Here is an 11,752-nt window from a genome sequence, read left to right as displayed (position 1 = left end):
CATGGTCATTGCTGCATAAGACCGAAGGGTTACCCGTGCCGGACTCGAAAGACGACAACTCGAAAAAGAGCGCAGCCCCGAACGGTGCGCCCGAGAAGTCGGCCCCGACCGAACCTGCGACTGTGGCGATCCAGAAGGCAGACAAGAACTCGAAGGCGGACAAGGCCTCGAAAGCGGACGGCGACGCCAAAGCTGCCAGCGCACCAACCGTCGCGATCCCCAAGGCAACTCAGGCACCCACAGCAGCACCGACACCCCAGCCCAAGCCGGAGCCCGCCACCGTCGCGATTCCGAAAGCCGCGCAGCCGACACCACCACCACCACCCCGGCAGGCTCCGACCCCACCACCACCGCAGCGCGCTGCGCCTCAACCGCAGCAGCGCGCCGCGCCTCAACGTGTGGGTGTCGCAGCGACCCCACCGCCGGCTCAGCCGATGCCGACTCGCATCGAGCCCGCCGCGCCGGAGAAGACCAAGCGCAGCGGCAAGGGCTGGTACATCGCGGCAGCAGCGGCCGGCGTCGCCGTCCTCGCGGCGATCGGCGTCGCCGTATTCGTCTCGTCCAACAGCGGTAGCGGTGAAAGCTCACCCGAAGCTCAGGTCCAGACCGCCATCTCGACGTACGTCGACGCTCTGCAGACCGGCGATCTGGCAACACTGCGAACGTCGACCTGTGGGGCGTTGGGCGAGTACTACCGCACCATTCCCGACGCAGCGTTCGCGCAGGTCCACGACAATGCCGTCGCGCAGAAGACGATCCCGCAGGTCGGAGCCGTCGACGCGGTGCGCATCACCGACGACACCGCGATCGCTCAGGTCCAGGCAAGTTTGCCGAGCACGGGCGAGCAGTCGTGGCGCACGTTCGACCTCGAGCGCCAGGACGGCACGTGGAAGGTCTGCGATCCCAGCAAGTAGGTACCTGAACAGAAAATGCGCGCCGGGGAGAATTTCGCCGGCGCGCATTTTGTTCTGTGAAGCGCAGTTGTGAAACCGATCAGCCTGCCGACACCGAGCGTCCGGCCGACTTCAGGTCGTTGCACGCCTCGACGACGCGAGCCGTCATGCCGGCTTCGGCCTTCTTGAGGTAGCTGCGCGGGTCGTATGCCTTCTTGTTTCCGACCTCGCCGTCGACCTTGAGGACGCCGTCGTAGTTGGTGAAGAAGTGTCCGGCGATCGGACGGGAGAACGCGTACTGGGTGTCGGTGTCGACGTTCATCTTGACGACGCCGAAGTTCAGCGAGTCCTCGATCTCCGACTTCAACGATCCCGATCCACCGTGGAAGACGAAGTCGAAGGGCTGCGAACCGGAAGCCAGGCCGAGCTTGGCAGCGGCGACCTTCTGGCCCTCTTCGAGAACCTCGGGCTTGAGCTTGACGTTGCCCGGCTTGTAGACGCCGTGGACGTTGCCGAAGGTGGCGGCAAGGAGGTACTTGCCCTGTTCGCCGATGCCCAGAGCATCGACCGTCTTCTCGAAGTCTTCGCTCGAGGTGTAGAGCTTGTCGTTGATCTCGGCTTCGACGCCGTCTTCTTCACCGCCGACGACACCGATCTCGACCTCGAGTATGATGCGTGCAGCCTTCGAGAGGGCGAGCAGTTCCTTGGCGATGGCCAGGTTCTCGTCGATCGGGATAGCCGAGCCGTCCCACATGTGCGACTGGAACAGCGGGTTACGACCGGCGTCGACGCGCTCCTGCGAGATCGCGAGCAGCGGACGCACGTAGGTGTCCAGCTTGTCCTTCGGGCAGTGATCGGTGTGCAGCGCGATGGTGACGTCGTACTTTGCCGCGATCACGTGTGCGAACTCGGCGAGCGCAACAGCGCCGGTGACCATGTCCTTGACACCCAAACCGGAACCGAACTCGGCGCCGCCCGTCGAGAACTGGATGATGCCGTCACTGCCGGCGTCCGCGAAGCCCTTGATGGCTGCGTTGATGGATTCGGAGCCGACACAGTTGATGGCGGGGAAGGCAAAGGAATGCTCCTTGGCCCGACCAAGCATCTCGGCATAGACCTCGGGAGTTGCGATAGGCACGGCGGGAGTCCTCCATATACGTGTCGTTCGGAGCGCTCGGCGATGTGAAAGCGCTTCGTGTGGTCCTAGCAGTATGGCAAGTCCGACTCGTCACGTCTCTTTGCGGTCTCGGCCCGCCGCCACCGACGCGATGACCTGCGGTGGTGGGAAACACTCAGATTCGGCCGGTACTCTGGCCACCGTGAATGTGCAGGCAGCAACTGAATCCGTGACGAACCTGGCCTTGCTGCCCGGCTTCCTCGATCCCGTGAACCTCTTGAATTCCTTCGGAACGTGGGTTCTGGTGGGATTGCTTCTGGTGGTCTTCATCGAATCAGGCCTGCTGTTTCCGCTCTTGCCCGGCGATTCGCTCCTCTTCACCGCAGGGCTGATCGCGGCGTCCAAGTCCACCGAGATCGAACCGTTCGCGCCGCTGTGGGTGCTCCTGGTGACCATTCCGATCGCCGCGATTCTGGGTGACCAAGTCGGGTTCTACATCGGCGCCAAGGGCGGAACTGCCCTGTTCAAGACGGACGACGCGCGGTTCTTCAAGAAGAAGTACATCGACGAGTCACACGCCTTCTTCGAAAAGCACGGCCCGATCACCATTATCCTGGCTCGGTTCGTGCCGATCGTGCGTACTTTTGCTCCGGTTGTCGCCGGCGCTTCGAAGATGAAGTACTCACTGTTCCTGACGTACAACATCGTCGGCGGCATCCTGTGGGGTGCCGGCGTGACTTTGCTCGGCTACCTCCTGGGGCAGATCGAATTCATCCGCGACAATGTCGACTACATCTTCATCTTGATCGTCCTGGTGTCGGTTCTGCCGATCGTCTTCGAAATCGGGAAGCGAATTCTGGCGTCGAGACGTGGTGAAACGGCGAATACTTCCACTACGGACAATTCGACGGTGACAGTCCCCGAAGACCCCACCCCCTGATTGCAGAACGAGGCGAAGAACTGACGACGATGACGCTCGCATCCGGCAGTTTCTCCCCGCTCGAGACTGCCGGGCCTCTGTTGGTCTGGATCATCGTCGTCACGTTCGTCTTCATCGAGTGCGCGATCATCCTCGGGTTGTTTCTCCCCGGTGATTCGCTTCTGATCACAGCCGGAATCGTTCTTGCCGGCCACGAATCCGGCGCGGGCCACGTGTGGGCGTTGTCTGTCGGTGCGATGATCGCGGCCATTGCCGGCAACCAGGTCGGGTACGTCATCGGCCACCGGACCGGCAATCACATCAAAGCCCGTAAGGGCGGCAAATACTTCACCGAGAAGAACCTGCACCGCGTGAACATCCTGTTGGAAAAACACGGGTTCTGGGCGGTCCTGATTGCTCGCTGGGTTCCGTGGGTGCGCACCCTGTGCCCGATGGTCGCGGGCGCAGCCAAGATGAACCACACGCGCTACACCATCGCGAGCACCATCGGCGCGATCATCTGGGCGCCCGTGCTCCTGCTGCTCGGTTTCTACGGTGGCTCGTTCCTCGATCGCGTGCCGTGGTTGCTGCCCGCCGTGCTGATCGTGATGATGGTCAGCTTGGTCATCGGTACTGCGCTGGGAATCTGGCAGTACCGCAAGGAGATGGCCCGACCGGCCGAAGACGTCGAGGTCGAAGAAGTCCTCGACTAGAAGCTGACTGCTCAGTGCAGGTGTCCCTGGTCCCACGCCGGCAGCGGGTCCTCGTAGCGAGTCCATGCCCGCGGTCCTTCGCGTAGTTCGTCATCGGTCAGCAGAGCCGGATTGAGGATTCGTGACGGCGCCGCCGGGTCCAGTTTCACTCCGATGAACACGATCTCCTGCCCTGGCACCTCCGCCGCCGACGCCCACAGCTGAGCCGGTTCGATGACGAGGTTGGGGCCTGCCTGCGACCAGATCGCGGCGAACTCGGGCCGACTGGCGATCCAGCAGAATCCCTTGCTCCGCAGGAGTCCGGCGAACTGACCGAGCGCGGCCTCGAGTCGCGCCGGATGAAAGGGTCGCGAGGCGCGGTATGTGACGCTGCGTATTCCGTATTCCTCGGTTTCCGGGGTGTGCCCACCGGCCAGTTCCTCGTCCCAACCGGGTACCTGCGCAGCAAGTTCCGGGTTGTAGAGACCGGTTTCGAGGACACGGTCGAGGGTGACGTTGCCGTGATCTGTTCGAATCAGTTGAGCGGTGGGGTTGAGCCTACGAAGCGTTGCCTCGACGGTTCCTGCCGCCCGCGGGCTCACCAGGTCGGTTTTGTTCAGCAAGATGACGTCGGCGAACTCCACCTGATCGACCAGGAGATCGGAGATGCTGCGTCCGTCCCCCTCCCCGGCTTCGAGGTTGCGCTCGTCCAGTCGTTCGCCTTTTGCCAGTTCGCCGAGGAAGGTCGACGCGTCCACCACGGTCACCATGGTGTCGAGCTTCGCGAGCGAGCCGAGGCTGAAACCGTCCTCGAATTCCCAGTCGAAGGTGGCCGCCACCGGCATCGGTTCGGAGATGCCGGTGGACTCGATCACCAACTGATCGAATCGCCCCTCTCGGGCCAGGGCGCCGACGGCGTCGATCAGATCCTCACGCAGCGTGCAGCAGATGCATCCGTTGGTCAGCTCGACCAACTTCTCTTCCGTGCGGTCGAGCTGACCCTGGCCCGCGACGAGGGCCGCGTCGATGTTGATCTCGCTCATGTCGTTGACGATGACGGCGACCCTACGGCCATCGCGATTGGCGAGAATGTGGTTGAGGAGTGTGGTCTTGCCTGCGCCCAGAAATCCGGACAGCACGGTTACCGGTAGCTGCTTCATTCCTTAATGGTAACCATTGTCATTATCGACAACAGCGGGCGGGCCTACTGCACTGCAGAGGCACTACCCGAGAACTGGCTCTCGGGCCTCGGCAAACCGAAATGATCACGAAGGGTCGTACCCGTGTATTCAGTCCGGAAAAGACCGCGATCCTGCAGGATCGGGACCACACGCTCGGTGAAGATCTCGAGCCCACCCGGGTAGTACGGCGGCATGACGTTGAAGCCATCAGCAGCACCGCTGGTGAACCATTCCTCGATCGTGTCAGCCACCTGCTCGGCGGTTCCGGCAAACACCCGGTGTCCGCGCGCACCCGCCAAACGATGAAGCAGTCCCCGAACCGTCGGACGCTCACGCTCGACGATGCCGGCGATCACCTGCAATCTACTTTGCTTGTTGTCGGTGACATCACCTGCCGCCGCGAACAATTCGACGGGAACCGGTGCATCCAGTTCCAGATTCCGAACATCGGTCCCGGTGAGTGCACCGAGTTGCGCGAGCCCGTACTCCGGCGAAGTCAACTCGTTGAATTCTCGCTCGAGCGCCTTGGCTTGTTCCTCGGTGTCACCGATGAACGGGCTGATTCCCGGCAGAATCTTGACATGATCGGGGTTGCGCCCGAACTGCGCAGCCCTCGACTTGATGTCGGTGTAGAACGCCTGCGCATCGGAAAGTCTCTGGTGCGCTGTGAAAATCGCCTCCGCATACTGACCGGCAAACGCGCGACCGTCGTTGGACGCACCGGCCTGCACCAGCACCGGGTATCCCTGCGGAGTTCGCGGTGCGTTGAACGGTCCCCGCACCCGCAGATGCCGGCCGACGTAGTTGATCTCGTGAATCTTGTTTCTGTCCGCGTAGATTCCGTTCTCCCGGTCCAGACTGATCGCGTCGTCCTCCCAGCTGTCCCACAACCGCACCACCGCGTCGACGAATTCCCTTGCACGCGAATACCGGTCCCCGTGATCCGGGTGCTTGGCCAGCCCGAAGTTGGCTGCCGCCAGATCCGTACCCGTGGTGACGATGTTCCACCCCGCGCGTCCGTTCGAGATGTGGTCGAGCGAGGCGAACAGCCGAGCCAGGTTGTACGGCTCGTAGTACGTGGTCGACGCCGTCGCGATCAATCCGATTCGCTCGGTCGCCACTGCAATGGCCGTCAACAAGGTGATCGGCTCCAATGTCCCTGCGGGACCGTGCTCGACGTCGCTGCGCAACGCGGGACCGTCGGCGAAGAAGATTCCGTCGAACTTCGCCGCCTCAGCAGTGCGAGCGATCTCCTGGAAATACGTGACGTCGAACAGACGTTCCGGGGTTGTCCACGGATGACGCCACGCCGCTTCGTGATGACCGGCGGGGTGGATGAACGCGTTGAGGCTCAGTTGGCGCGGAGAATCAGACATGCCTGAATGCTGGCAACTGCCGCCGCAGTCCGACAGGGTTAGGGTTCGCGTGATTCCAACTCGGGGTGGGCAGGTCGGTATCGTCACATGGGTGAGCCGCGTAGTTGTAGCCGAGTTCGTACCGTCCGGAGCGACAGCAACTGTTCTTCATCAGTGGTGTGAGGTGTTCGCCGAAGGCCAGCGTCACCTGTCCGGGACTGCGCCGACAGCGACTGCGCTGATGGAAATGATCGAGGCCGAGGACAATTCGGCCGATGTACGGCGTTGGATCGCACGCGACGCCGGCACCGACGAGGTCCTCGGCATCGCCCAGGCACGACGCAACTCGGCCGAAGCCGATCTCGCAGAGTTTCGGATGTACGTGACACCCCACGCGCAGCGACGAGGGGTAGGACGAGCGCTTGCCGAACTCGTCGAAGTCGACATCGCCGGGTTCGGCGTGCGAAGAATCAGAGTGACGGCGCTCGTCGGAAGCGCAGCCGAGCATTTCCTGCGATCGTTCGACGGTCACCGCGTGTTGCTTCGGTTGGCCAACCAGGTTCAGCACCTCAGCCCTCCCACCGCACACAGCACCCGCCCCGGCTATCGAATCGTCAGTTGGCGCAACCGAACCCCGGACGAGCTGATCCACTCCTTCTCGGAGGCATTGAACCGACTCCTCGACGCGCCGGGCGCTGAACTGCAGGTGCCCGAACGTAATTGGGGAGCCGACGAGGTCAGATCGTGGGAACAGAAGATGACGGGTGGCTCTCAAGTACTCCTGGTGTGCTGCGCGGTCGACGACAGCGTCGGCGAAGTAGCCGCAGCGACAGTGGTGACGGTGGACGAACATGACAGCACCCACGCATCGCAGCACGACACCGTGGTACTTCCCCAGCACCGCGGACACGGTCTCGCTCGGTGGGTCAAGGAGCAACAAGCGTCTGTGTTGGCAGCTGAATTTCCCTCGCTGCAAAAGATTTACACAACGGTGAACGCGGAAAACCACCCGATGCTGACCGTCAATCGGAGCCTGGGATACCAGTCCGTTGCGGAGCGGATCCTGGTGGAAATCAGGAGAGCCGAGAGTGCGCCGCACAAGCCTCGGTGACGATCTTCCTCCACAGGAGCGGGTGAGACTGCCAGAAGTTGTGCGCGACACCGTCGACGACCTCGAAACTACCGTTAGGCACGAGCTCGGCCAGTTGCTGCAACTGCCACGACGGGCGAATGTCGTCGGCCGCCGCGAGAAATGTCATGGGCACTGGTGAGTCGGCCAACTGCCGAAACAGCTGTGGTTCATGGATCCATTCGATGAACGATTCTTGAAGCGATTGCCAGACAACAGGTTCCCAAGGTATCTGCGGGTCCGGCTCGATTCCCGCTTCGTACTGCTTCGACCATGTCCGGTCCTTGTGGAGGCCGTGCCCCGCGATGCCGACGACGCCGGACACCGATTCCGGACAGTCGAGTGCGTACCGCACCGCCAAGTCGGATCCCCACGAGTGCCCCAGCACGACCCAACTGTCGATCTCGAACGTGCGTCGGACGAGTTCGAGGTCCGCAACCGCCTGCGCCATCGTATGAGCGCCGCCACCGGACCGGCCGACTCCGCGTGGCTCAGGGCACCACGCGCGCATTCCTTCCGGAACCAGCTCGTCGTGAGCAAGATAGTGAACGCATCCCGGGCCGCCGGAGAGAACCAGAACGTCCGCCCCTGCCCCACCGACATCGATGTGAAGACGTACGCCGTCCGTGTCGACCGCGTGCCGGGATTCCATGAGGGAAAAGCCTAACGCTTACGCGGGTATCCAGCCGCCGAGACGACAAATGCCGCCTCCATGAGCATCCACCCACCTACCTGCACCGAGAGGTCTCGCTCGGGCACGCTCGACGAGCGCACGGTTCCGGCGGCGAAGGTGGCGATGTCGCCGGACAGACTCGGCAACTGAGCATCCTTGGTCCAGTCGTGCCCGAACAGCGGCAGACCTTCGATCTGCAGTCTGTTGTTCCAGGCCGCTTCCGCGGAGGACAGAACGATCTGCGCTGCGAGTTCGCGCGCTCGCAGGTCCTCGTGAGTCTCCCAGGACAGGTTCACCACCACGAACGCGAGGTAGCGAGCCAGGATTGCGTTGAACAGTCCGCCGTCGCCTCCGCCACCGCCCGTGATGACTCCGTACTCGGTCATGCCGTCGTACACGGCGTCGACGAGTTTGTGGACTCGCTCGCGGTGGCGCGGTTCGCCCAATCGTGTCGACAACTCGGTTTCCAACCCCAGCGTGACGCCCTGACAGTACGAATAGATCGCGCGCTCGAGGGTGCCGTCGCGGCGGATACCGTCGAAGATCAGTCCGGAGTCCGGATCCCGCAGCGTCTCGTCGATCCAGTCGGCCGTTGCCTGCGCACGCCAGAGTTTTCCGGTGCGCGCCAGCATGATTCCGGCGGGTCCGTTTGCCGGCGTGTTGTAGAAATCGGAGCCTTTGCACCACGGAATACCGCCGCCGTCGGCCGGGGACCACGAATCGAAGAGTTGCGATTCGAGCGCCTGAACCGCGGTTCGGTGATCGACCGAGAACATGCGTTGCGCACGTTCGAGCGAGAGGCCCAGCCACGCCATGTCGTCGTAGTAGTTGTTGGTCCACGCCGAGACGTTGCGGACCCGCACACTGCGGGCAACCTTCGCGACCCGGCGACGACGCTTGGGCGTCGGGTCACGTTCGAGCGCGTCGATCGCAGTGTCGAGCAGGTGTGCTTGCCACCAGTAGTGCCACGGCTTGAACATCCGCTCGCGCCGAACAGCAGGCCAGGCAACCACGCCGAGTGCTGTCCGGGGCATTCCCCACAGGCGCCGAAGGTGACGACTGACTATCGCGCCCTCAGCCGCATCGGCTCGCTCTGCCCACACTTCCTGCATAACTACCTATCCTGTCTGGTCGAGGCGCTACGCGCTAGCCGGAATTCGCGAGCGAGATCAGCGGGAATCGGCGAGATCGGCATGCTCACGTACCCACGCGTGCATCGCAATGCCGGCCGCGACACCGGCGTTGATACTGCGAGTCGACCCGAATTGTGCGATCGAGACCGTCATGGACGCAACCTCTTTCGCATGATCGGTCACTCCGGGCCCTTCTTGACCGAACAGCAGGATGCACTCTCGCGGCAGGCTTGCCGTTTCCAGCGGCACCGACCCCGGGGTGTTGTCGACGGCCACGATCGTGAGTGAATTCTCACGGGCGTACTCGACGAGCTCGCTGATGTCGGCGTGGTGAACGATGTGTTGGTATCGATCGGTCACCATGGCACCCCGCCGATTCCAGCGCCGACGCCCCACGATGTGGACCGCGGCCGCGGCAAACGCGTTGGCCGTGCGGACCACCGTGCCGATGTTGGCGTCGTGCGCGAAGTTCTCGATGGCGACATGCATCGTGTGACGGCGCGAGTCGATATCCGCGACTATCGCTTCCCGCGTCCAGTACCGATACTCGTCCAAGACGTTTCGACGATCACCCTCGGCCAGAAGTACCGGGTCGTAGCGCTCGTCGGTCGGCGGTTCCGTGTCGTGCTCCTCGGCCCAGGGTCCGACGCCGTTGGGATTCTCGCCCCACTCGGTGGGTCCCGGTTCACCGGCTCCGCCGGACACGTCGTCGGCTGCGACTTCGGACATCAGAACACCTCGTTGGAATCTGCAGCCACGGTGAAGCCGTGCGTGGTCTGATCGTTGACACACGAGACGTCTGTCGCGGTGGTCGTACAGGTGAAACCCAGTTTGCTCAGCGGTTGACCGGCCGCCAACACCGGATCGGCGTCGGGGCCGCCAGAGGTGTACACCTCTCCGCCCGAACACATGAAAGCACCCTCACCCTCGTCGGTGACGCGAATACCGTTGCCCCAGTTGACCATGCAGCTCTCCGGCCGCGGCGGAACGGGAGTGGTCGTTCCCTCGCACCCGGCTTCGATTCTGGTGGGCAACTTGATGATGCCGCACTGGAAGTTTCCGTCGGGAGTGGTGAAGTAGTACGACTCGTTGCGCTCGAACTGCACGTCCGTGAGTGTCGTCGTCGGTGGCAGCGTCGTGGTCGGTGGTTCGGTGGTCGTGGGGACGACGGGCGCGACGGTGGTGGTCGTCGTCGGCACTGCGGTAGTGGTGGACGAACTGGGCTGCGCCGCTACGGTCGGCGCTGAATCCGCCTCCCCGCTGCACCCTGCGAGCACGAGCGCCGACCCGACGCCCAACAAGACGAACCCCACCCGAACACGAACCACCCGACTACCTCCACACACGTCATCTTGGCCCAGCAACAGCCGACAGTGCACTCTATCGTGTGGTCGACTAAGTGCTGGTGACGCGCTTGTTCATCAGCCGTGAGAGCCACGCGGGCGAGAACCGCGACGCGCTGAGGAAGAGCTTCGCCTGAGTTCCGACCGGGTAGTGAACCTTGTGCATCCGTCCGGCGCCGCGTGTGGCCGCCCACAGTTCCTGCGCGACGTCGGTTGCAGTCAGCTTGATACCCAACGATCTGGTGGCTCCGGTGTCCATTCCAGTGACCATCGCGGTCTGGACGAACAACGGCCAGAGCGCGAGAACACGGATGTCGTGCTGTGCCCATTCCAGATCGAGCGCCTCGGTCAGGCCGCGGATCGCGAACTTGGTTGCACCGTACGTCGCCAGTTCGGGCTGGCCGTAGATCGCCGAAGCGGAGCACAGATTGACCACCTGAGCGCCGACGGTATCGCGGAGGTACGGGAAAGCCGTGTACGTGCCGTTGAGGGTGCCGGTGATGTTGATGTCGACCATCCGGCGATGCGCCGCAAGAGAAATATCCTCGAACCGTCCCGACGAGAGCACGCCCGCATTGTTGATCAGGATGTCCAGACGCCCGGACTCCCCGGCAAAATCGGCCAGACACTGCGCCCATCCGGCCGGATCGGTGACGTCCAGGACACCCGTCACGACGCTCCCACCGAAACCGTCGATCTCGGCCTTCAAAGAGGCAAGGCCGGCGTCGTCGATGTCGAACGCGCCGACGCGGTATCCGTTGCGCGCGAACAACAGCGACGTCTCCCGCCCGATTCCAGCCGCAGCACCGGTGATGAAGACGTTCGGTTCGCTCATCCGGTCAGGCTATCCTGGATGTGGAGGAAATCTGATGAATCACCGTCGCGTCGTACACACCGTGTGTTTCATCGCGGTGGGGTATCTGATCGTGCTCGCCGTGTGGCTCGGATGGCTGGTCGAGCACACTCCGCCTGGCACGCTGCCCTATCAGATCGGCGGGCTGCTCGCCGCTTTCGGCTCGGTTCTCGGATTCGGAATGGCATGGGCCAACCGCCCGACCCGCGCCGAGCGCAAACTCGAAAAGCACGGCCTCGAAGGGTGGGCACGAATCGACACCGTCACACCCCTGCGCCGAACCGTCGACGGCGAATTGGCCAAGCTCGCACTCCACCTCACGGTTCCAGGTTCCGATTCGTACTCGGGCCGGATCGAGTACGAGATCCGACCCGAGTACAAAGACAAGATCACTCCCGGATCCACGGTCACCGTCATGGTGGACCCGAAGAACCGAGACCGAATCATGCTGTGCCCGTGAAGGA

13 protein-coding genes are annotated in these 11,752 nt (G+C 63.1%); 5 read left to right on the top strand and 8 right to left on the bottom strand.

Annotation, left to right across the window (positions count from 1 at the left end):
- Positions 1-35: 35 nt before the first annotated feature.
- Positions 36-914 (top strand): Rv0361 family membrane protein, encoded by an 879-nt coding sequence (locus tag AC1Q61_RS13790; protein WP_042924195.1) that lies wholly within the window; start codon positions 36-38, stop codon positions 912-914.
- Between the two features lie 79 nt (positions 915-993).
- Here AC1Q61_RS13790 and fbaA read toward each other — a convergent pair whose 3' ends face one another.
- Positions 994-2,031: a class II fructose-bisphosphate aldolase gene (gene fbaA, locus AC1Q61_RS13785; protein WP_007726777.1), complete on the bottom strand. Its 1,038-nt coding sequence runs from the start codon at positions 2,029-2,031 to the stop codon at positions 994-996.
- 181 nt (positions 2,032-2,212) lie between these two features.
- Between fbaA and AC1Q61_RS13780 the strand changes: the two genes are divergently transcribed.
- Positions 2,213-2,950 (top strand): VTT domain-containing protein, encoded by a 738-nt coding sequence (locus tag AC1Q61_RS13780; protein ID WP_003944390.1) that lies wholly within the window; start codon positions 2,213-2,215, stop codon positions 2,948-2,950.
- A gap of 29 nt (positions 2,951-2,979) precedes the next feature.
- Positions 2,980-3,642, top strand: a complete 663-nt coding sequence (locus AC1Q61_RS13775; protein ID WP_003944306.1) for a DedA family protein — start codon at positions 2,980-2,982, stop codon at positions 3,640-3,642.
- Positions 3,643-3,653: 11 nt separating this feature from the next.
- Here AC1Q61_RS13775 and AC1Q61_RS13770 read toward each other — a convergent pair whose 3' ends face one another.
- Both AC1Q61_RS13770 and AC1Q61_RS13765 read right to left on the bottom strand, forming a co-directional pair.
- Complete coding sequence (locus AC1Q61_RS13770) at positions 3,654-4,781, bottom strand: GTP-binding protein (RefSeq protein WP_492651147.1); 1,128 nt, start codon at positions 4,779-4,781, stop codon at positions 3,654-3,656.
- 44 nt (positions 4,782-4,825) lie between these two features.
- The gene (locus AC1Q61_RS13765) at positions 4,826-6,178 is read right to left on the bottom strand and encodes an LLM class flavin-dependent oxidoreductase (protein ID WP_007726771.1); all 1,353 of its coding nucleotides are present in this window, start codon (positions 6,176-6,178) and stop codon (positions 4,826-4,828) included.
- A 91-nt stretch (positions 6,179-6,269) separates the two neighbouring features.
- On the opposite strand from AC1Q61_RS13765, the gene AC1Q61_RS13760 reads away from it, so the two are divergent.
- Positions 6,270-7,268 (top strand): GNAT family N-acetyltransferase, encoded by a 999-nt coding sequence (locus AC1Q61_RS13760; protein WP_308251817.1) that lies wholly within the window; start codon positions 6,270-6,272, stop codon positions 7,266-7,268.
- On the opposite strand, the gene AC1Q61_RS13755 is transcribed toward AC1Q61_RS13760, so the two are convergent.
- From AC1Q61_RS13755 to AC1Q61_RS13735, 5 genes are all read right to left on the bottom strand, one after another.
- The gene (locus AC1Q61_RS13755) at positions 7,231-7,938 is read right to left on the bottom strand and encodes an alpha/beta fold hydrolase (RefSeq protein WP_042924188.1); all 708 of its coding nucleotides are present in this window, start codon (positions 7,936-7,938) and stop codon (positions 7,231-7,233) included. The genes AC1Q61_RS13760 and AC1Q61_RS13755 overlap by 38 nt on opposite strands.
- 11 nt (positions 7,939-7,949) lie before the next feature.
- Positions 7,950-9,071, bottom strand: a complete 1,122-nt coding sequence (locus AC1Q61_RS13750; RefSeq protein ID WP_003944321.1) for a glycoside hydrolase family 76 protein — start codon at positions 9,069-9,071, stop codon at positions 7,950-7,952.
- Positions 9,072-9,128: 57 nt separating this feature from the next.
- Entirely contained in the window at positions 9,129-9,821 is a 693-nt protein-coding gene (locus AC1Q61_RS13745; RefSeq protein ID WP_042924186.1) for a TrmH family RNA methyltransferase, read from the bottom strand.
- The gene (locus AC1Q61_RS13740; RefSeq protein WP_003944380.1) at positions 9,821-10,420 is read right to left on the bottom strand and encodes a DUF6636 domain-containing protein; all 600 of its coding nucleotides are present in this window, start codon (positions 10,418-10,420) and stop codon (positions 9,821-9,823) included. The genes AC1Q61_RS13745 and AC1Q61_RS13740 overlap by 1 nt, the downstream gene beginning before the upstream one ends.
- A 67-nt stretch (positions 10,421-10,487) precedes the next feature.
- Complete coding sequence (locus tag AC1Q61_RS13735; protein ID WP_042924184.1) at positions 10,488-11,270, bottom strand: SDR family oxidoreductase; 783 nt, start codon at positions 11,268-11,270, stop codon at positions 10,488-10,490.
- 34 nt (positions 11,271-11,304) lie between these two features.
- Between AC1Q61_RS13735 and AC1Q61_RS13730 the strand changes: the two genes are divergently transcribed.
- Positions 11,305-11,748 carry a hypothetical protein gene (locus AC1Q61_RS13730; protein ID WP_007726759.1) on the top strand — a complete coding sequence of 148 codons (444 nt, stop codon included), beginning with the start codon at positions 11,305-11,307 and terminating at the stop codon, positions 11,746-11,748.
- The last annotated feature ends 4 nt before the right edge of the window (positions 11,749-11,752 follow it).

It is taken from the genome of Rhodococcus sp. MPR-R1B (genome assembly GCF_058793255.1).
Note: the sequence above shows the minus strand (reverse complement) of the source record. Positions and strands in the feature narration are given on the sequence as shown.